Origin of the sequence: Prosthecobacter sp., from assembly GCF_029946185.1 — a bacterium.
Taxonomy (GTDB): domain Bacteria; phylum Verrucomicrobiota; class Verrucomicrobiia; order Verrucomicrobiales; family Verrucomicrobiaceae; genus Prosthecobacter.
Map to the genome: position 1 here is coordinate 1 of NZ_JAQSEA010000236.1, position 19,545 is coordinate 19,545.

Annotated in this window: 17 protein-coding genes; 9 read left to right on the plus strand and 8 right to left on the minus strand. The window is 59.9% G+C overall.

Annotated features, from left to right (window positions below):
• Together PSV43_RS19575 and PSV43_RS19580 are read right to left on the minus strand one after the other, a co-directional pair.
• Positions 1–1,023 (minus strand): DUF1552 domain-containing protein (locus PSV43_RS19575; RefSeq protein WP_300201453.1); only part of this gene is annotated, 1,023 nt, incomplete at its 3' end.
• 340 nt (positions 1,024–1,363) lie between these two features.
• Entirely contained in the window at positions 1,364–3,802 is a 2,439-nt protein-coding gene (locus tag PSV43_RS19580) for a DUF1592 domain-containing protein (RefSeq protein ID WP_300201456.1), read from the minus strand.
• A 330-nt stretch (positions 3,803–4,132) separates the two neighbouring features.
• On the opposite strand from PSV43_RS19580, the gene PSV43_RS19585 reads away from it, so the two are divergent.
• Entirely contained in the window at positions 4,133–5,575 is a 1,443-nt protein-coding gene (locus tag PSV43_RS19585) for a Gfo/Idh/MocA family oxidoreductase (RefSeq protein ID WP_300201459.1), read from the plus strand.
• A gap of 99 nt (positions 5,576–5,674) precedes the next feature.
• On the opposite strand, the gene PSV43_RS19590 is transcribed toward PSV43_RS19585, so the two are convergent.
• The 6 genes from PSV43_RS19590 to PSV43_RS19615 form a co-directional block, all read right to left on the minus strand.
• On the minus strand, positions 5,675–6,172 hold the full coding sequence (locus PSV43_RS19590; RefSeq protein WP_300201462.1) for a protein-tyrosine phosphatase family protein: 498 nt from the start codon (positions 6,170–6,172) through the stop codon (positions 5,675–5,677).
• Positions 6,173–6,406: 234 nt separating this feature from the next.
• A complete protein-coding gene (locus tag PSV43_RS19595) occupies positions 6,407–8,737 on the minus strand; it encodes a secretin N-terminal domain-containing protein (RefSeq protein ID WP_300201465.1) in 2,331 nt (776 codons plus the stop codon).
• Between the two features lie 21 nt (positions 8,738–8,758).
• Positions 8,759–9,172: a hypothetical protein gene (locus PSV43_RS19600; RefSeq protein WP_300201468.1), complete on the minus strand. Its 414-nt coding sequence runs from the start codon at positions 9,170–9,172 to the stop codon at positions 8,759–8,761.
• A gap of 128 nt (positions 9,173–9,300) precedes the next feature.
• Positions 9,301–9,855 carry a hypothetical protein gene (locus PSV43_RS19605; RefSeq protein WP_300201471.1) on the minus strand — a complete coding sequence of 185 codons (555 nt, stop codon included), beginning with the start codon at positions 9,853–9,855 and terminating at the stop codon, positions 9,301–9,303.
• Complete coding sequence (locus PSV43_RS19610) at positions 9,842–11,080, minus strand: hypothetical protein (RefSeq protein WP_300201474.1); 1,239 nt, start codon at positions 11,078–11,080, stop codon at positions 9,842–9,844. The genes PSV43_RS19605 and PSV43_RS19610 overlap by 14 nt, the downstream gene beginning before the upstream one ends.
• A complete protein-coding gene (locus PSV43_RS19615; protein ID WP_300201477.1) occupies positions 11,077–11,958 on the minus strand; it encodes a type II secretion system protein GspK in 882 nt (293 codons plus the stop codon). Before PSV43_RS19615 ends, PSV43_RS19610 begins: the two co-directional genes overlap by 4 nt.
• Before the next feature lie 236 nt (positions 11,959–12,194).
• On the opposite strand from PSV43_RS19615, the gene PSV43_RS19620 reads away from it, so the two are divergent.
• From PSV43_RS19620 to PSV43_RS19655, 8 genes are all read left to right on the plus strand, one after another.
• Positions 12,195–13,901 carry a GspE/PulE family protein gene (locus tag PSV43_RS19620; protein ID WP_300201480.1) on the plus strand — a complete coding sequence of 569 codons (1,707 nt, stop codon included), beginning with the start codon at positions 12,195–12,197 and terminating at the stop codon, positions 13,899–13,901.
• An 11-nt stretch (positions 13,902–13,912) separates the two neighbouring features.
• Complete coding sequence (locus PSV43_RS19625) at positions 13,913–15,133, plus strand: type II secretion system F family protein (protein ID WP_300201482.1); 1,221 nt, start codon at positions 13,913–13,915, stop codon at positions 15,131–15,133.
• A 10-nt stretch (positions 15,134–15,143) separates the two neighbouring features.
• The gene (gspG, locus tag PSV43_RS19630; protein ID WP_300201485.1) at positions 15,144–15,575 is read left to right on the plus strand and encodes a type II secretion system major pseudopilin GspG; all 432 of its coding nucleotides are present in this window, start codon (positions 15,144–15,146) and stop codon (positions 15,573–15,575) included.
• Positions 15,576–15,587: 12 nt separating this feature from the next.
• Complete coding sequence (locus tag PSV43_RS19635; RefSeq protein ID WP_300201488.1) at positions 15,588–16,028, plus strand: prepilin-type N-terminal cleavage/methylation domain-containing protein; 441 nt, start codon at positions 15,588–15,590, stop codon at positions 16,026–16,028.
• Positions 16,025–16,414 (plus strand): hypothetical protein, encoded by a 390-nt coding sequence (locus tag PSV43_RS19640; RefSeq protein WP_300201491.1) that lies wholly within the window; start codon positions 16,025–16,027, stop codon positions 16,412–16,414. Before PSV43_RS19635 ends, PSV43_RS19640 begins: the two co-directional genes overlap by 4 nt.
• Before the next feature lie 3 nt (positions 16,415–16,417).
• Positions 16,418–17,047, plus strand: coding sequence for a prepilin-type N-terminal cleavage/methylation domain-containing protein (locus tag PSV43_RS19645; protein WP_300201494.1), 630 nt, complete (start codon positions 16,418–16,420; stop codon positions 17,045–17,047).
• 175 nt (positions 17,048–17,222) lie between these two features.
• Entirely contained in the window at positions 17,223–18,062 is an 840-nt protein-coding gene (locus tag PSV43_RS19650; RefSeq protein WP_300201497.1) for a hypothetical protein, read from the plus strand.
• Positions 18,063–18,110: 48 nt separating this feature from the next.
• On the plus strand, positions 18,111–19,346 hold the full coding sequence (locus PSV43_RS19655; RefSeq protein WP_300201500.1) for a hypothetical protein: 1,236 nt from the start codon (positions 18,111–18,113) through the stop codon (positions 19,344–19,346).
• Positions 19,347–19,545 lie beyond the last annotated feature (199 nt).

Genomic DNA, 19,545 nt, shown 5'->3' on the forward strand with positions numbered 1-19,545 from the left:
GAGCCGGGTGAGGAAGTAGCTGAACTGCTCGATGGCGAAGGTGTCGTAGTTGGTGAGCTTTTCCATGTAGCCCAGATCGCCGCCGTGGTGGCTGAGCTGATGACGCGACTCCGTGATACCGATTTCCGGAATGGCAATCGCCTGCCCCTCGCCACCCAGGCTGAAGGTGGCCACGCGTGTCACATCCGTCTGAAACGCGAGGACCATCAGGTCATAGACCGTGCGGAAATAATCACCCGCCCTGGTGTCGGCGATGTCACGATTGGTCCGAGTGCGATCAGCCTCGGAGATGGAAGGCAGCGGCGTATCCAGCCACGCATCGGCCCGCCGTGTGCGGATCTCAGCCTCGCGCACGGAGGTGAGGTATTGATCCATGCGACCTTTGTCCTCGGAACCCATTTTTTTCTCCAGCCGCCGCACTTCGGCGAGATTGTCATCCAGCACGCTGCCTTTGCGGCGCAAGGCCCGCCGTTGGGCAGCGATGCCTCCTTTCGGTTCCGCGAACATGGACGCGAAGATCTCACTGCAACGCCGCATCGCGGGCAGTCGCACGCCGTCCGCAGTCCAGGCGAGGGATTCCTGGGTGATGGCGACTTCCAGCGATGGGTAGCGAGTGTGCTGCGCGGTGATCTCAGCCATCTTCTGGTCCACGGAGATCGTGTTGTGGTCGGAAGGCCCAAGCTTTCCGCCGGTCAGCCAAACGCTGATGCAGTTGTGATGATGACTCAGACTTCCCGGGTGATGCAAGCCGCTGATCGGCGTGATGACATCCCTGTGCTTCTCCAAAGGCATGAGCGACCTGGAGAACTTGTAGTCCTTCCCTGGCGTGGTGATCTGGTAGTTCAGCGAATGAACACCGTTCGCCAGATAGATGAAAGCGCTGCGCTTTGGCGTAGCCGTGACTTTCTCCGCACCTCGAAGCGGCACCATGCATTCCAGCAGCGGCAGAGAGATTAAACTGCCGAACGCCTTGAGGGCGTGGCGGCGGTCAATTCGCCAGGATTGGGAGAGGTAGTTGCTCATAATTTTCAGTTTTTTGTTAAAGGGCTAGCGGGCGTTGGGACACTCAGATGGCAGCCAAAGTTTGTATCAGGGTCGAGCGGCGATTTTTAGACAGGATTAACAAAATTTCAGGATGATACAGGATTGCTCGTCCCGAGTAAAAAGGCGGCGTTTCGAAACGGCACACTCAAACCATGCCCGCACAAATCTTGTTAACTCTGGAATCTTGTTAATCCTGTCAATACAGCACCGAGCCCTCAAGCCACCCACTTGGGTATGAGAGAGCACGGCTGGTTTGCCGATGGTGTCCTTAGAGCGTCGGATAGTCATATTCTTCGTGAGTGGTTCCAAGCACATTTAACTATCGTTTCCTCATCAGTTCAGACATCGCCACGGCGCGAACGATGTCTTTAACTCCAGATCGGTTCTTCTTAGCTTCTGCCGCAATGGCGTTGATGTCGTCCTCGTCATCAACGGTGAGTACCCGGCGCAGGCCGTAGGTGCAGAGATGCTCGATGAAGGCACGCACAAACTTGTCATGGTCCTCGATAAGCAAGCCTTTGAACTCATTGGCATCCTTGAAGGGGCGACCGTCGGGCATGAGGCCGGCAGGATTGATCAAGGGGTCCTGACCGACCCCCTCCGGGACTTTCTCACGGGTACGCCATTGTCCGATGGCATCGTAGTTATCCCAAGCGAGTCCGAGAGGGTCGATCTTCGCGTGGCAGGCGGCACAGTTCGCGTCGTTACGATGCGCCTCCAGTTTCTCGCGGAGAGTCGCCTTCGCGCTTTTTGGCGGATTGGGTTCGATGGCAGGCACGTTGGCCGGCGGCGGCGGCGGTGTTTTACCCAGAATCACTTCGCTGAGCCAGACCCCACGGTGCACCGGGCGGTGGCGCGTGCCGTCCGAAGTCAACCCAAGCGATGCTCCCATCGAAAGCAGCCCGCCGCGATGATCCTCAGGCTTGAGCGAGACGCGCTGAAAGCCGCTCGTCTTTGGCTCCGCCAGTCCGTAGAAATCGCAGAGCCGGGAGTTGGCCATGGTCCAGTCGGAATCGAGGAAGCTGTCCATGGGCAGGTTCTTCACCAGCATCTCGCGGAAAAACTCCACCGGCTCCGCCCGCATGCTCGTCTCAAGCCAGCGGTCGTAGCTGGGGTAGAGCTTCTTGTCCGGCGGGAACATTCCCACGCGGTGCAGTTGCAGCCACTGCCTTGAGAAGTCGTCGATGAAGCGGTTGATCCGGCTGTCGGTCAGCATCCGGTCCACTTCCTTCTTCAGTCCCCCGCCCTTCAGGCTGCCGCTTTTCGCCGCAGTGAAGAGGACATCATCGGGCATCGAACTCCACAGAAAATATGAGAGCCGCGTGGCGAACTCCCAGTCGGTGAGACGCTCGCGGGCCACCGGATCGCCCTCGACGAGGTAGAGAAAGTTGCGGGAGGTCAGCACACCCTGCATCGCCACGCGATAGGCATCAGCCGGCTTTTCGCCCGCACCGAGCTCATCGTGGTAGGATTTCAGATAATCTGCCAGCTCCTCCTGCTTAACAGATCGCCGCCAGGCGCGTTCGGCGAAGCGTTGCAGATGCTCCGCGACCACCTCGGGTGTCGCATCATCGGTGGGCACCAGCCCCGTGCGCCGGGACTTTTCCGCGTCCGTTTCCAATGGCCCTTCCCATTCAATCCAGTCGAGAAGCACCGTCGAGAAAAGGCCGTTCCCTTTGTCGTCGAACATCTGCGGCGCATTCGGGTTCAGCAGCAGGGTCTCGCTGCTATGCGTGAAGATATACCCACCCCTGCTGGAAAGCGCATTGCGGAAGGCCGCTCCACTCCTTCGGTCCACCACATCCGTGGCCACCACGCAGAAGTGCAGCACCGCTGGCATCTCAAGAAACACTTCGAACTCATAGACCTGCGGTTTGTCCTCCGCTGCCGTGATGTCAAACTCGATCAGGCCCGCGACAGTCTCCTCACCCGTCACCTTGCCGATGCTCAGGTGCGCCGGCTGGCCGTCGAGCGGACGAATTCCGCTGGCCTGTAGGCGCATGCGATAGAGTCCACTCTGCTGCGGCCCCGGCTTCCCCAGCCAGTCCGGCGCGAACGCATTCTGAACTGTACCCGGGAAGAGAAGGTAACGCAGCGGCCGCTTGATGCCGAACCGGTCCAGCGCCTCCTGCTGCGTCTTTCCTCCGCTGTAACGCAGATCGGCCGCAGTCTTGAGCACTTTGCGAGCTTCGACGGAAGCGGCGGGAGGAAAGGCGCGGTCCAGCACGAGTTCCGCAGCTCGGTAAAAGCGATCCACATGCGAGGGTGAAAGCGAAAGCTCCGATCCCATGCGCTCAAAACCATGCCACAGAGTGTCTTCGTTCAGCTCCCCTGGCTTGGCCGGATCGTATCTCACACCGAGGAGGTCATAGACCGTGTTTTGATATTCCTTCCGGCTCAGACGGTAATGCGACACCGCTGGCCGCGCCGCCATCCGCGCTGCCCGGCCTTCCTTGATCAGCGAGTCGAGACTCGTGACGAACGCCGCGATTTCCTCCTGCGTGGGTTGCTTCTCTTTCTTCGGCGGCATCTCACCCGAATTCACCTGTTCGACCATCTCCGCCCAATGATGAGTGTCTGCGCCCATCTTAAAATCCCGCGAAAGCTGATCGATCCGCAAGTCCCCCTTCTCTTTCTTCGGGCCATGGCAGCTGATGCAGTGCTTCTCCAGGAAGGCGTCAAACGGCTCGGCTGCGCGGACGGCAAGGCCAAGGCTGGAGACGAGGACGGCTGAGAGGCTGAAAACGAAGCGGGTCATAGGTTGTCAGGATAAAACGCAGCCCACGCAGCCTTTATGCGTCCCCCCCGCGTTTTCGGGGGTGGAGCCTGTCGCAACATGGGTGACCAATCCAAGTTCAGGGCATCTGTGACGAAGAAAGGTCTGATTGAGCTGATGACTGGCAAACCAGCCCAACGACACGATCCAACCTCTGCGAGGCATGCTCCGCGCTCGGTTCTACCTTCAAACCACAGATCTCGCCGACATCTCTCCGCTGCCGGAGATGAAGCTCCCTTATCCCGAAACTTTTTATGCTGGCCTCTTTCCAGCCGGACATCTAGCATCATGGTCTGACCTCTTTTCCAAACCATGAACACACCTGAAAAATCCCCCTCTCCAACTCGCCGCAGTTTCGTCAAACAATCCGTCGCCGCAGGATTGGGTTTCAATTTCCTGCCTGCTTACCTGACCAGCGCACGCGCGGCGGACAATCCCAAGCTGCCGCCGAGCCGGCGCATCAATCTCGGCTGCATCGGCATCGGCGGACGTGCAGGCAGTGTGATACCGGGCCTCACGGAAGGAGGCGCGGCCGTGCCTGTGGCATTTACGGATGTGGATTTCGTCACAGCCAAAGGCCTGGAGAAGAACCTGACGGCCTTCCCGGACGTGAAGCGCTTTCACGACTTCCGCGAGATGCTCGACAAAATGGGCAACGACATCGATGCCGTCAGCGTGGTCACCCCGGACCACACACACTTCACCGCCGCCATTCATGCGATGGCTCTGGGCAAGCATGTGTATGTGGAGAAGCCGCTGACACACACCTTTGAAGAGGCGGAAATCCTCATGCGAGCGGAGAAGAAGTTCAAAGTGGTGACGCAGATGGGCAACCAGGGCCACACCTCCGCCGGTGCCGAGCAGTTTAAGCAGATGCTAGCCGCCGGCATCGTTGATGACATCGTGAAGATCGACGCCTGGAAGTCGCCTTCTCTCTGGTTCATGAACGCAGCCGAGCGCGCGCTCATCAAGGGCTATCCGGCCGAGGAGCCCATGCCCGAGTCCCTGAAAAGCTGGGACCTCTGGTGCGGCCCGCAGGAGGTCAAGCCTTTCAGCAAGATGTATCACCCCTTCAACTGGCGCGGATTCCACCTCTATGGCGGCGGCATGTTTGGCGACTGGGGCGCTCATATCATCGACTTCGTCCATGACCACCTGAAACTCGGCCTGCCCACGCGCATCACGCCCCTGGCGCTGGCGGACTACAATCAGATCAGCTATCCGCTGAGTTCGGACATTCGTTTTGAATTCCCTGAACGCGGCGAAAAGATGCCGGCCGTGGAACTGCACTGGAGAGCGGGCGGCGACATCAAGATCGAGGTCGCGGAAAAGTTCGGTGATCCAGACAAGGACGGCAAAATCACGATCCCAAATCCCGGCACCACCGGCTCTCTGCTGCACCGGAAGCAGGGTGACTACCTCGTTCAACGTGGCTCCCATGATCGCCATTCGATCGTGTATCCGCGCGCCAAGATGGTGGAGTTCAAGGACGCGATGGCCCTGCATCCACTGAAACTCAATCACTTCCAGAGCTTCATCCAAGCCTGCATGGGCAATGGCAGCACCCAGTCCCCTTTCAGCATCGGCGGCTCGCTCACCCAGGTGCTGAATCTGGGCACCATCGCCGAGTATCTGAACGTCGATCTTCAGTTCGATCCGAAGACGAAGCGCTTCATCGGCAATGACGCGGCCAATGCACGCCTGGCAGGACCGCCTCCACGCGCCGAGTGGGCCGACTGCTACAAGCTGGCCTAGTACGATTAGTGCCTCTGGACTGATTGGGTCAGTCCAGAGGAACGCCCATTTGCCGGAGGTTTCCTGGAGGAACTGAAATTCCCTCTCAACCGCGCGCCCTCATTTGAGCCGATACTTGTTCATCCACCGCTTGGCGCAGTCCGTCTGCTCGCGGGTTTCCAGACAGCACCTCCGGCGGGCACGAATCCACTGCACAGGATCGCTGCCTGCGGGGATGAGACCCGCCCTGGCACACCAGGCCACGATAAACTGCCCCGTCCGCCCGCAGCCCGCGACGCAGTGCACCACCACGGGCTCACGGGCGGCCTTGTGCGCATCCATCAGCTTTATGAAGTGCTCCATCTGCGCATCCGTGGGCACGCCATAGTCCGGCACATGGATGTGATGGTAGGCAAAGTGAGGCGGCACGTCCTCGCGGTTGTCAAACTCGCAGCAGTTCACCACGGCCCGTATGCCGTGCTCGTCGTAAAGGTCGAACACATACGGATCAGGCCACCACGACGCGGCGATCACTCCCTCCACAATCCAGGTGAAGGGCTCGGTGCGTTCAGGCTGGCCTCGTTCAGGCCAGTACCAGGGGCGGATCAGTGACGGCATGGGGTTCGACTTCTCTCATGCACGTTGATTCCTGCCAATTCAAGTCGGCACGCCCTTGAGGGCTTCCAAAGCCACGCAGGCCTTGAACTCGGGATCATGTCTTTTACGTTTCGCTTTCACTTGGTTTGTTGGTGTGTTGGGTTGTCTGCCACACACCGCAACCATCATAAACTCATAACTCCACGACTGGCCCGAATTCCGGGGTCCACCTCACTTTATCAATAACGCATGCCGTTAGGGCCGTGTAGTTTTTTTGCCACTGAACAAAGACTTCACTTTGCCGAAAAAATTCTGCTGTGGCACTGCTACAGCCGCAGTCGGCGGGGGCAGGAGGTCATTGGGTTTTTCATCGGCCGCAAGAGCACGGGGGACGATGGCTTCAGGCATGCCAGCGAACTGGGCGGCTTCGTCGAAGTTGTCGCTGTAGTCGCCCAAGCGTGCCTGTTCGAGCATGTGGGAGGTGCTGTCGGGCAGGATACGAGGCTGGATGAAGATCATCATTTCGCGCCGCTCCTTGCTGTTCGTAGTGCTGCCGAACAGATGTTTGATGACCGGGATGCGCACGAGAAACGGCAGACCACTGTTATTCTTCCGGTCCCGCTCGGTGATGAGACCGCCGAGCATGGCGGTGGCGCGGTCGGCCACGATGAGGCTGTTGGACATGCCCTGTTCCGAGATGTTGGGCACCTGGTTGCCGCTGATGGTGGTGAAGCCGGAGATGTCGTTGTTCTGCTGCTTGAACTCCAGCATGACCTCCGCGTCGTTGAAAATGTGCGGGGTGATGTCGAGTTGTAATCGCACGGGAATGTATTGTGTCGTTGAAGTGAAGCCGCCGCCGACCACACCGCTGGTGTAGCTCTGCCCGGCAATGGCGACCTGCTGTCCGATGTAGATGGTCGCCTGCTGGTGGTTCATGGCGGTGATCGTGGGCTTCTGCAGCACATGAAAGCGCCGCGTGCGCTCAAGAGTCTGAAGAAAGATGCTGAGGTTCTTGTTGATCTGGCCGTAGGCAGTAAGACCGCCGAGAGCGGCAGGACCGCCAGCCCCCAGAAAGCCGGCGATGTCCTTCAAATTGGAGGGATTGGTAAAGGCGGTGCCTTGCGTGTTAAGCACACCCCCGACAAGCCCGTCTGCTCCCACCTGTTTGAGGGATTGAATCCAGTCTAGGCCAAAGTTGAAGTCATCGCCAATGGTGAACTCGCCGATGATGGCCGAGAGCAGAATCTGCCGTGGCCGCACATCGAGTTCTTCGGCAAGTTCCTGCAACGCCTTGATTTGATCTGGCGGTCCGCTGGCGAAAAATTTCGAACTGGCGGGGTCCGCGATGACATGCGTGTTCGCAATGAGGATGCTGATGGGTTTCTTGGTGACTTGGAGAGCCTGGACCGCGCCGCTGGTGCCAAAACCTTGCCCGTAAGCAGCTCCACCAGTGCTGCCGAGGCCGCCGCCGTTGTTAACTCCTGAGCCAAATGCAGGCCCAGAACCCACCGGTGGCGCAGTGGACACCGGCTGCGTTGTGGCATTTTGCTGGCCGTCCTGCTGCGAAGCGAGGGAGTTGTCTTTTTCCTTGGAATCGTTCCGCTGCAGGGCTTTTTCCGCGATACTGAGGAACACGGTGAGGTCGAGGTAGTTGAGCTTGCGCGAGAAGTAGCGGCTCACCGTCGTCTCGGCATCAAGCTCCTTAACGAGTGACTCGATTTTCTGTAGATCGAGCGGACGGGCAACGATGACGACACTATTCGTCCGCGGCACGGCTTGCATCAGTGGTTTTGCCACAACTGCCGTCGAACTTCCCAACGAGGCATGCGACGGCGTGCCGGCAGTGGGAGCGCCTGCGGTGGTGCTGGCGGCAGATTGGCCGGCCGTCGAGCTATCGCCCAGGCCCAGAAGGACGGTGAGCTGCTCAATGACCTCCGTCGCTTCCGCACGCTCAATGCGGATCGTCTTCTGGATGGTTTCCATGGGCGGCAGATCCACCTGCCGGGCCAGCTCGGCATAGGCATGGATGGTTTGCGATGCCTCGGTGATGATGAGCACCTGCGCGTTGGCCACGGCGAGCATTTTCCCATACGGATGCAGCGGGATGATCTGCTGAAAGGCGGCAGCGGCCTCATCCGCGCGCAGATGATTGAGCTGCAGCACATGCGTCACTACCTGGTCGGTTTTGGGCAGATCCTCGACCCGCAGAATCATGGGCACATCCTGAGTGGATGGCATGGTGCCCTGCTCGGCGGCGATGAGCTTGAAGAGATTGTCACCGCTGGGGACGAGCACATAGCCATGCATCAGCAGGCCTTTCTCAATGATGCTACGGTATTCCTCATCACTGAACTCACCGGGAACATCGATGGTGACCACAGCACTCTCCAGGCCGCGGTCACGCAGCACCTTGCGGCCGGTGATGCGGTAGTACTCACCGAGCACTTCTGCGACCGGAGTGGCCGTGAAGCCGATCACATTTTTGCCAGTGCTCGAAGCGGCGGGCACGCGAACGATTTGCGCGGTGGCAGACGGGAGCGCCAGCAGCACGAGGGCTGCGATGAGTAGCTGTGGAAGAGAGTTCATGCTCTGAGAATAGGAGGATGGTTAGCGCGGCAGCACCGGCAGAATGGGCAGCTTGATCGTGGCAGACTGGAACCTCTGGGCACCGACAGCGGCGGCGGATTTGGCGGGTGCTTGAGGGCTGGGAACGGTCTTCGCGTTCTTAGGCGCTGCCGCTGCCGCGATTTGTTGTAGCAATGCCTCATTGATGTGCAGACGCGCCACCTCTCCCGCCAGGCTCACCTGGGCATAGGTCTCTTTGCGGTTCAGGCCGATGCTCACCTCGGCAAGTGTCATGCCATTGGCTGCCGTCTCGCCTTTGCGCAGACTGATCCGTTCCTGGGTCTTGGCGTTAACAATAACGATGGTGGGGTCGTTCACAGCTCCATAGTAGGTGCCGATAGCCAAATCCTGGGCAAAGGAAGCGTTCGCCACGGCCGCAGAGGTAGTTTTACGCATGAAGGGATTCTTGTTCCAGCCCGTCTCATACCGCACGACTGGATAGGGCTGTGGTGGCACAAAATCGGGCGCATTCTGCGCTGCGGCAGTGGCGCACACCACTATGCTGAGGATCAAGCCTGCTCGGCTCATGATCTTGGCTCCTTTCTGGCCGTGCCTGCTGCGGTGGCAGGCGCGTAGAGCTGGCTGCAGCGCACCGTGGCAATCACTGCGGACTTGTCAGCCTCATCGGGCGTGATGCGCAGTTGCGACACCGCACGAAACGCGTCCGGTGCCAGCAGGGTGTGCAGCCAGCGGAATACGGACGGCAGATCACCCTTCACGGCCAGCGTCACACCCACCTCGCTGTAAAAAGATTTCGTCACAGTCTCATGCAACTGTTTCTTCTGCACCACGAGGGTGTGCCGGGTGGCTGATCTTAGCAGCGTTTCCAGCAGTTCCTCACTGGCTTGATTTTCGCTACTCATCACCGGCTGCGTGGCATGCAGCCAGCCTAGCCGGTCCTGCCAGAGTCCCGCGTCTGCCAGCATCGCCCGTGCCTCGGTCTGACGCAGCGCCAGCGACTGCTCACGGCGTTCGACGAGATGCTGCTGGCGCAGCAGACGTTGCGTGAGGATCACCATGCCGACCAGTGCGGCCAGCACCGTGAGGATCAATAGCAGTCGGCGTTCACTGGGCTTCATGGCCGACTCCTTCCACGTTTAGGATTCCTTCGGCACGAAACTCCGCCCGGCTGTCTTCATCGCGGATGCGTGGCACCGGAAAATTCCAGGTATAACGCTGCAACGGCCCGCTGGCGGCCAGCTTGTCCTTGAACAACAGCGCATGATTCACCGAGGTGGCCTCACCGCTCACGATGAGCCGTTCGGCGTCGGTTTGAAACTCCGTCAAACGAATGCCCTCGTCCGGCAGGAGCGAAACGATCTGATGAAACAGCTCCACGGGATACAGGTTCGGCTCAATCGCAGGTTCCATGTCGAGCCAATGCTGCTGCGCCTCACGCACCGCATCGACTTCAGGCTGCGTGGCAGCCAGCGCTGCCTCCGCACGGTGCAATTCCGCTTCACGCCAGCGCAAGCTCGCCCACCACACGCCGAAGAAACACAAGCATATCATCGCCGCAGCCACCGTCAGCATCACCTGCTGCTGCCGTTGATTTTTTTGTCGGCGAATGAGCGACATCGCCACCGGCAGCATGCCGGACGGCTGCATGGGAAGAACCGGCGCGGGACGCGGCGCCTTGATGACAGCGGCATCTGCAAACAAACACGCAAGCTGCGGAGCAAAATCCGTCTCGCTTACCGTCCACACCTGCACCGTCTGAATTTTTACCACAAAGCCATGCGCCTGGAGCGCCGCATGCAGGTCGCGCAATTCAAACGCGGCATCCGCATTCAGGCTGCGGGCGGTGAGCGCGGCAATATGCAGCAGCTCCGCACCACGCGTGAACGCCGCCACGTAACGGCCAAGCTCCTGCCACACACACACGGCATCCGCCAGCAGCGGCAGCAGCCGTGCGCTGGGTTCAAAGTGATCGGGAGACTGACGCCGCCAGTCGGCCAATGCCGATTCACCTGTCACCGCCACCGTGGCGGTCAAAACACGTTTCGCAGTTGTTGAAACGGTCCAGTGTGCCCATGGCGCGGCGGCACCTTCGCAGACAATGCCAAGGCTCTCCCAGCGCAGCGCCACGGCAGCGCCCGCATCATCGGTGCCGTCATGCACCAGAGACCAAAACGGCGCGCTGTCGAGCGCCAGCGTCTCGATGGCCGTCACCCCGCCCGTGGGTTGCGATGGAACCTCGACGCGTTGCAACAGCCCCGCGTTTCCAATCCATGTCTCCCAGGCCTCCTCACCCGGAAAACGCAGGAGCTGCTGCGTTTTGCGCTGCCATCGAAAGGCGCTCAAGAACGCCTCCCTTCCACTGCAAACTCACGCCACTCGGCGATGCGTTCGACCCCGCTGTCATCACGCAGGATGGTCACGACGATGCCGCAGCGCTCATCACCCGCCCTGCCGGTGCTTTCGATCCGCAGCGTCAGCCCGTGCAGCGTCAGCAGCGGCATGAGATCGGCGCCTTGTTGCTCTGACAGCCCCAGCAATGTCACGGCTTCTTCGAGCGAGCGCAACGGCGTGTCGTCAGCAGTGTGCGGCACACCATCGAGTCCGTTGCGTTTATGCACAAGCTGACGGGCGTTGGTCAAAGCGGCCCCGGTCATCGCCACCAGCACCTCGGCGGCAGCTTCATTGACATCAAGCTGCCCGTTGCCACACAGGGTGAAGAAGGAGCGCCAGTCAGGCCGCGCGGCGCGCACTTCCTCGCTGCGTGCCACGAGATCAAATTCATCCAGGCTTGCCAGTGATCGGTTCAACGGGCGGTCAGGATGACCGAGACGTTCATATTCTTTGCGCTCGGCGCTGTCGGGCCGGAGTTTGAGATCATCCGCGTCCGTCCAGTCCATCAGGCATGCCGCGATGCCTTGCGCATCAGCCGACGAAAGCCCCCAAGAACTGAACAGGCGTTCGAGAACCGGCAGCCGTTCCGGCGTGAGCAGATGATTCAAGTTCAACCGGGCCTCCTCGGTGCTCAGCGTGGCCTTGAAGGACTCAATCGCCGAGATTTTGCCCAGCAAAGCCGGATCACCCGGCTTGATCAGCGGATGCGCCGCCACCGCCACGCCCATCTCGGCGAGCTGTCGTGCGCGCATCATTCCCTGTCGCGTCTGCTGCATGCCCGCATGCTGCAACGACACCTCCAGCGTCGAGATGACAATGAAAGACAGCACCGCCACCAGGCACAGCACTGCCAGCAGCACCGAACCTGTGGTCCGGGGCCTCTGGCGACATGCATGGCGGTGAGAGATCAACAATATGACAGGGGATGACGGTGCCCTTCCCCACAAGTAACAGAATCTTCACAATAGAGTGCTTCCCCGCATGGCTCGATGAGGTCGAGTCTGGCAGCATGACTCATTTTCCACCTGTAGGGCAGATCGCGATTGCGACAGTCTCGTAACAATGCATGAACGCTTTCCTCCAGTCAGCCGCCCAGGCCGCCGGTGTCGATGCTGCGGACATGCATGCCGCGCTGGAGCATGCGGCTGCCGGAGGTGTGTCGCCAGTGCTCGCATTGATTGAGAGCGGGGCGGTGGATGAGCGGCTGTTCACGCGTCACTTGGCGGAAAGTCTGCGCTGGCAGTGGCTTGAAACACCGCAGCCGCAACCGGATGACACGGCGGAGATCAAGCGCCTCATCCCGGCACGGTTCGCCGTGCGGCATCAGGTGTTCCCCGTGGGCTTCAGCGGCGAAGCACCGCAGCGCAAGCTGCTGCTTGCCTGCCATGATCCGTTTGATCTGACGACAAAGCAGGCCGTGGCCCGCATTTCCCTGCTGCCGGTGCAGTGGTGCCTGACGCCGCGCAGCGAGTTGCTCAGCGCCATCCAGCAGCTCTACGGCGTGGGCGCGGAGACGTTTGATGAGCTCATCGAAGCGCGTGGCGATGCCAATGCGGACAGCCATCTGCGCGACGAGGCCAGCGTGATCGACGACGAGGATGAAGACGCCTCCGTGGTGAAGTTTGTGAATCAAATCATCCGCGAGGCGCTGGCGCAAAAGGCCACCGACATTCATGTGGAGCCGCAGCCGGACAGTTTGCGCATCCGCTACCGCATCGACGGCTTTCTGCATGAGATTCCCGTGCCAGAAAACATCAAACAGCTTCAGGCGTCCGTGATCGCGCGCATCAAGGTGATGAGCAAGCTCGACATCGCCGAGAAACGCCTGCCACAGGACGGGCGCATCAACCTGATGGCTGAAGGCCAGTCGCTCGACGTTCGTGTCGCCTGCATCCCGAGCGTCGAGGGCGAATCCATCAGCCTGCGCCTGCTCGGCCAGGAGCGCTTCACGCTCGACCGGCTTGGCTTGAGTGATGAACATCGTGAGGTCATTGAAGGATTGCTCGCCAAACCCAATGGCATCGTCCTCGTCACCGGTCCGACCGGTTCAGGAAAATCGACGACGCTTTACACTTTTCTCTCGCAGCTCAACAGCGTGCATCGCCGCATCGTCACTATTGAAGATCCGGTTGAAAACAAACTGCCGGGCATCGTACAGATTCCGGTGAAGACCGAAATCGGCCTCACTTTTGCCAGCGGCCTGCGCAGCATCCTGCGTGGTGATCCAAACGTGGTGATGGTGGGTGAAATTCGCGATCTGGAGACGGCGGAGATCGCCGTGCGTGCCTCGCTCACCGGCCATCTCGTGTTTTCCACGCTGCACACCAACGACGCGCTCGGCGGCATCACGCGCTTGATCGAAATGGGTGTAAAGCCCTTTCTCGTCAGCTCCTCCGTCCGCGCCTTCATCGCTCAGCGACTGGTGCGTTGCCTGTGCGCATCTTGCAAGACCACCGCCACTTACAAACGGGAGCAACTGGTGAAGCTCGGCTTCCCGGAGGCGAAAAGTGAAACGCTGTATCATGCCACGCCCGGTGGCTGCCAGCAGTGCCGTGGCACGGGCTACTCGGGGCGCATCGCGTTGTACGAGTTTGCCATCATGACACCCGCGTTGCAGGCGCTCGTTTCTCAGCGTGCTTCGGAAGCCGAACTGCTCGCGCAGGCGCGCAAGGAGGGCTTCACCTCGATTCGTGAATACGGCCTGCAAAAGGCGCTCGATGGCATCACCACGCTCGAAGAAGTCGCGCGTGTGACGACGGATGAACTCGCCTGATCTTTCCTGTGATGCCCGCGTTTCAATACCAAGCCCTCGCCGCAGACGGATCGGTCAAAACAGGTTCCCTCGAAGCCGCCGACCGTGGTGATGCCGTGCGCCTGCTCGCAAGGCGCGGTTTGCAAGCGCGGTCCGTGCAGACAATGACTGCCGAAAATAAAACGGCCGCCGCGAAACCTGCGGCGGAGGAGCATCTACGTGTTTCCAAGGCCGATGTGATTCGTTTCACCGAAGACATGGGTGATCTGCTGGCCTCCGGCCTGCAAGTCGAGCAGGCGTTGCATGCGATGGAAAACCGCACATCCTCAGGTTTGGGTGTGTTGGCCAGAAAAATCCGCGCACTGGTGCGCGACGGTGTGCCTCTCTCGGCGGCGCTGCGGCAGACTTCGACTTCGTTTGATGAGCTGTACTGCAACATGATCGCTGCCGGTGAAAACAGCGGCTCGCTGCCAGACATCATGGACCGTCAGGCACGACATTTGCGGCTGATGGAGACGCTGCATGGCAAAGTCGTCGGCGCATTGATCTATCCCGCATTCCTGATCGTTTCGGGCGCGGCGCTGGCCGTTGTCATGGTCACCTATCTGCTGCCCAAACTCGCCGGATTGCTGGGCGGCACCGGCAAGAAGCTGCCGTTCATGATCCAGGCCAGCCTGTGGCTCTCCGACTTTCTCAAACACTGGTGGTGGGCGCTGCTCATCTTCCTGGGCATGCTGGTGATGACGCTGTTCGCCGTGCGCAAGACCACCGCCATTCGCTCCGGGTGGCACAAGCTGATGCTCAGCCTTCCAGCCATCCGTGACATCACGCGCGCGCATTTTGAGCTGCTCTATTTTGAAACGCTCGGCAGCCTGCTGCGTGGCGGCGTGCCGCTGCTGTTCGCGCTCGAACTGGTGCGCAAGGCCGTGACGAACCTGCATCTGCGCCAAGGTTTGACCAAGGCCGAGGACATGGTGCGTGAAGGATCATCCCTCAGCAACGCGATGCGCAAAACGGACGTGCTCGGCTCGCAGTCCGTCGATGTCATCCGCATCGGTGAAGACACCGGACATCTGGCCGAGGTGCTCGGCAAGGCCGCCACGCGCATGGATGTGCAGCTCACGCGCACCATCGAACGCGTCACCGCGCTCATCCAGCCCTGCCTGCTGCTGCTCATGGCCGTGCTCGTCGGCGGACTCGTCTGGACCATGGTGAACATCGTCTTTTCCACGCTCAGCCAGCTCAACCGTTAACTTCCACCTCATGAAACACCCGCATAACACTCAACCACGTCACAACGCCTTCACCTTGCTCGAAATGATGATCGTCCTGCTCATCATTGCGCTCATCATCGGCAGCGTGGCCTTCATGATGCAGGGCTTCGAAAGCAATGCGCAGGGAGTTGCCGCCAGCGCCAAAATCAAGGGCTTCGAAAGCGCCCTGACTTCCTACAAGATCAATAATCTCGTATACCCCACGCAGGAACAGGGCCTTGAAGCGCTGGTCACACGTCCGGGCACCGAGCCACGACCACGCCGTTGGACTCAGCTTCTCAAACCGGATGCGCTGGTTGATCCTTGGGGCCGCAAATTCGCCTTCCACAATCCCGGCAAGCACAACGCGGGCGGCTATGACGTGTTTTCCTTCGGACCCGACGGCCTCGAAGGCACCGAGGATGACATCGGCAACTGGTAACAACATGACCCGATGAAACAACGCGCTGGTTTCACGCTGCTGGAGATGATCGTGGTGCTCGCCATCGCGGCGCTGATCATTGCCATCGGCGCGGCTGGTGTGCAGCGAGTCAGCGAAGAACATGCGCTCACCAAAGTTTCGCTCGCGGTCGAACGTGTGTTCATGCAGGGCATGCGCCAAGCGGCGTCCACCGCGCAGGTGCAGACGGTTGTCTTCAATGATCAGGCCGTGGTCTTGAACGGCAACGCAACGGCAATCCCTGCCGACACCCGGCTCACGCTTTGCCGGATGGGGCAGGACACATTCGTGCCGGCCGCCGGACAGCGCGTACTGCTACGACCGGGTGGTTTGTGCGAGCCTTTGATCATGCACTTTCAAAGCAGCGCCGGCTCGGTTCGCGCCACGCTCGATCCGCTCACCGGCATGCTTGCCGACACGGAGGAAAAACTGTGAAGACGCAGGCGTTCACGCTGCTCGAAACGCTGCTGGCGCTGCTCATCTTCAGCATCGCCATCGTCGCACTGGTGGAGGCGGTCCATCAGATGGGCGACACGACCATCATGCGCCGTCACGAAGCCGCCGTGCAGGAGCGACTGCGCTCGCTTCTGATAGAACACACGCGGTCCCCCGCAGTGAATGCCGAAACCATCATTCGTGAAGACGAGGTCAGCTACACCATCCGCCGACGTCCATTGAACCTCGACAACCGTGAGGGCCAGCGTTTGTCCAATTTGTTCGATGTGCAGGTCATGGCTGAGTGGATGGAAGGCCGTACGCGGCAACAGGCCGCGGCCAGCACCTGGATCTACCTGCCGTTGTTCAAACCCACCGGTACTTGAGCTGTGATCACCCGTTCTCACCGGCAACAGCAGGCACAGGCATTCACTCTGCTCGAAGTCGTGATCGTGCTGTTCATCGTCGCCCTGCTGCTATCTGCAGTGTACAGCATCACTCAGGGCACGCTCACATTGGCCGATGACATCCAGCGGCATGAGCGCAGGGAGGCGCGGCAACACGCGCTCATCAACTTTTGTGAGCGGCTGCTGGCCGAAGTTCCGGCCAATGCCGCGCTCAATGTGCGCACCACACAAGAAAACGGCCAGTATCTGACTTCTGTGGAACTCCAGAACGTGCGCTCCCCCTTTGATGGTAGTCAGGGATGGATCGTCACCATGCAGACCGAGATCGCCGCCGGGGGCAGCTTACGGCTGGTGCTGATCTGCCATCAACCCCAGCATGAAGACCGTGCCTGCCGTGTGTCCCTGCTGGAGGATCTCACTCTCTGTGAATGGCGGGTATTTGATCCCACCAGCAAGCAATGGACAGGCATGTGGCAAGAGCAGACCTCAGCCGCACCTACTGTCCAGATGAGCAACGCCCACCCTCCTCTGCTGGAGCTAGTCCTGGCCCAGGGCATGGACGCACCGCGTCGGCAGGTGTTCTGGCTGCCGCCCTTTGAGCCGACCCCGTAGTTTCATCACTGACTGGAGGCTGCATGTAGCGGCCTGTGTGGGAGTGACCAAATCGTAACCCGACACAGGTGGCAGCAGCATGCCCATCTGGCTAGTGCTGGCACGTCGGCTACAGCCGTTGAGTCAAACCATCCTGGATTGGCTCACACGGCATCAACCCACAAAACCACACATCATGCAGATCAAATCCAAACACCTTCTCACCATGCTCGTCGTGGCTGGGATTTCGGTCGCGGCGCTTCCCGCCCGGGCCGGAACTTTCGTCGCAGGAGACCTTCTCCTCGGCTTTCGTGCCACCGGCGGTACGGGCGCTTCAACCAACCTGATTGTTGACCTTGGTCAGGCGGACACCGTTTTCCGTGACGCCACCGGGAGCATCGCCTCTATCATCGACCTGAACGCCATTCTCACCACCACTTATGGAACTGGCTGGGATACCCGCTCAGATTTGTCCTGGGGCGCAGTGGCGGTGAGAGACAGTTCGACTCTCGGCTTTCAATCAATCGATGGCGATCCCAAAGCCACCAGCTATTTCACCATCGCTCAGACCACCTACGACTTGGGCACACAGCAGTCCTCTGCACCCAGCGTGTCGGGCACCACCTCCCGTGGCAGTATTGCTACCGCGATTGCTAGTTTGAACAGCACCTACGGCACCACGAACAATGGTGACTCCCTAGGCTATGTGGCGATCGACTCCACCACTGGCAACACTTGGTCCAGCCTCATCGCTAACAACAACTTCCAGTATGGCAGTTCCATTGAGGCCAGTTCTGCCAATGGCATTGATGCCACAGGCCTCGACCTCTACCGCATCCTGAACACCACCACGAATGCCAGCCCGACTGGAACCGTCGGACTCGGCTCTTACGAAGGCACCTTCGCCATCAGCAGCGCCGGTGTGGTCAGCTTCAACCAGGCAGCAGTGCCGGAACCTAGCCGCGCCCTCCTCGCCGCCTGCGGCCTGTGCGGTGTGTTCCTGCGCCGTCGTCGTCCGGCCAAAGCCAAACTGTAAACTCATTCCATTCAATCCCATCCCCAACACACTTCTACTATCCCATTTATGAAATCCACTTTGAAAATCATGGCCTTGCTGGCCGTCCTTTCCTTTGCGCAGCAGGCCTCTGCCGCCACTATCCGCCTCACCGGCTCCACTGCCTTCCGTAGTGGTGTTCACAAGTCCATCGTCGCCCTCATGGGCGGTGCGGCAAACTGCAAATTCGCGCATGGAAAGATCAATCTCGCGGCCACCACCGCAGACCAATCTGGTTATGAGGGTGCTGACTACACCACCATTCAGGGCACGCTCAGCGGTATCGGCGGCATTAGCACGGTGTACTGCCACTGGACCGGTTCTGCGACCGGCATCAGTGATGTGGCCAGCGGTGCCAGCATCTCCTTCATCCCCACTTCCAAACTTCCAGTCAGCAATGGCTATGCCAATGCCGCTGTCACTCAGACGGCCACTGAGAACGCGGTGGCCCAGATCGCGTTTTCGGACGTGTTCCAGTCCTCTACTACCATTACCAGCCCAGCGCTGACGGACACAGTCGTCGCTATCATTCCCTTCTCATGGGTGGCTAACCGCCTGACCACCGGGATTGACAACATCACCGCTCAACAGGCCCGTGCGTTGTTGACTCTGGGTCTCCAGCCCAAGAGCCTACTCACCGGCAACCCGGCGGACACTGACTATGTACTACAGATCGGACGCGACAACGGCTCTGGCACGCGCGGCACCATGCTGGCAGAAACCAAGTACGGTGTCTTCACACCGGTAAAGCAATGGAAATTCGTCACCTCCGGCTCCACCGGCTCCGGCACCGTCACCTCAGGCCAGGTCTGGACCATCGGCGACGGTGAAGGCTCAGACCTTGCCGGCAATGGCGGCTACAGCAGTGGTAGTTTCATCCGTACCATCCTCGGGATGAGCGCCACCTCCGGGGTAGAGCTCTTCGACGAAAATAACAATAGTCTTGGCTCCGGTCTGTCATTGACCCTCGTTTCCTGTCTGGGCGTCAGTGATGCCGACACCGCAGTCACCAATGGCGGCGTGCGCCTCAAGTATGATGGCGTGCTGTATGATGGTTCCAATCCGAATCTAATCTACAACGGCCAGTACACCATGTGGGGCTACCTGCACCTCTACACCAACGGTGCAGCCACCGGCGACCTGCTGACCTTCAAAAATGGTGTCGATACCCAACTCGATAACCCCGCTGTTCTCGGAACGAGCGGCCTGCGTGACTCGCAAATGCAGGTCTTCCGTCAGTTTGACGGTGCTATTGTCGGTCCCTAATGCTGTGACACCCCCCTTGTTAACTTAAAAACCCCAACTGGTGCTGGCGTCTGTCGTCAGCACCAGTTTTTTCATTTCAGCCATGAAACGCCCTCTCCCGCTGCTTGCCTCGCTCGCCATGAATCTGGCCCTGTCCGCTGTTTTGATCGGCGCATGGCAGGCCTGGCCGCCAGCCGCGCCGCCTGTCGTCACGCCTGCT

Coding starts and splice junctions, on each gene's coding strand:
- PSV43_RS19600 (WP_300201468.1), bottom strand. CDS start 9,172: ATGCGTAAAACTACCTCTGCGGCCGTGGCGAACGCTTCCTTTGCCCAG.
- gspG (WP_300201485.1), top strand. CDS start 15,144: ATGAAACACCCGCATAACACTCAACCACGTCACAACGCCTTCACCTTG.
- PSV43_RS19595 (WP_300201465.1), bottom strand. CDS start 8,737: ATGAACTCTCTTCCACAGCTACTCATCGCAGCCCTCGTGCTGCTGGCG.
- PSV43_RS19625 (WP_300201482.1), top strand. CDS start 13,913: ATGCCCGCGTTTCAATACCAAGCCCTCGCCGCAGACGGATCGGTCAAA.
- PSV43_RS19590 (WP_300201462.1), bottom strand. CDS start 6,172: ATGCCGTCACTGATCCGCCCCTGGTACTGGCCTGAACGAGGCCAGCCT.
- PSV43_RS19580 (WP_300201456.1), bottom strand. CDS start 3,802: ATGACCCGCTTCGTTTTCAGCCTCTCAGCCGTCCTCGTCTCCAGCCTT.
- PSV43_RS19650 (WP_300201497.1), top strand. CDS start 17,223: ATGCAGATCAAATCCAAACACCTTCTCACCATGCTCGTCGTGGCTGGG.
- PSV43_RS19605 (WP_300201471.1), bottom strand. CDS start 9,855: ATGAAGCCCAGTGAACGCCGACTGCTATTGATCCTCACGGTGCTGGCC.
- PSV43_RS19655 (WP_300201500.1), top strand. CDS start 18,111: ATGAAATCCACTTTGAAAATCATGGCCTTGCTGGCCGTCCTTTCCTTT.
- PSV43_RS19620 (WP_300201480.1), top strand. CDS start 12,195: ATGAACGCTTTCCTCCAGTCAGCCGCCCAGGCCGCCGGTGTCGATGCT.
- PSV43_RS19635 (WP_300201488.1), top strand. CDS start 15,588: ATGAAACAACGCGCTGGTTTCACGCTGCTGGAGATGATCGTGGTGCTC.
- PSV43_RS19585 (WP_300201459.1), top strand. CDS start 4,133: ATGAACACACCTGAAAAATCCCCCTCTCCAACTCGCCGCAGTTTCGTC.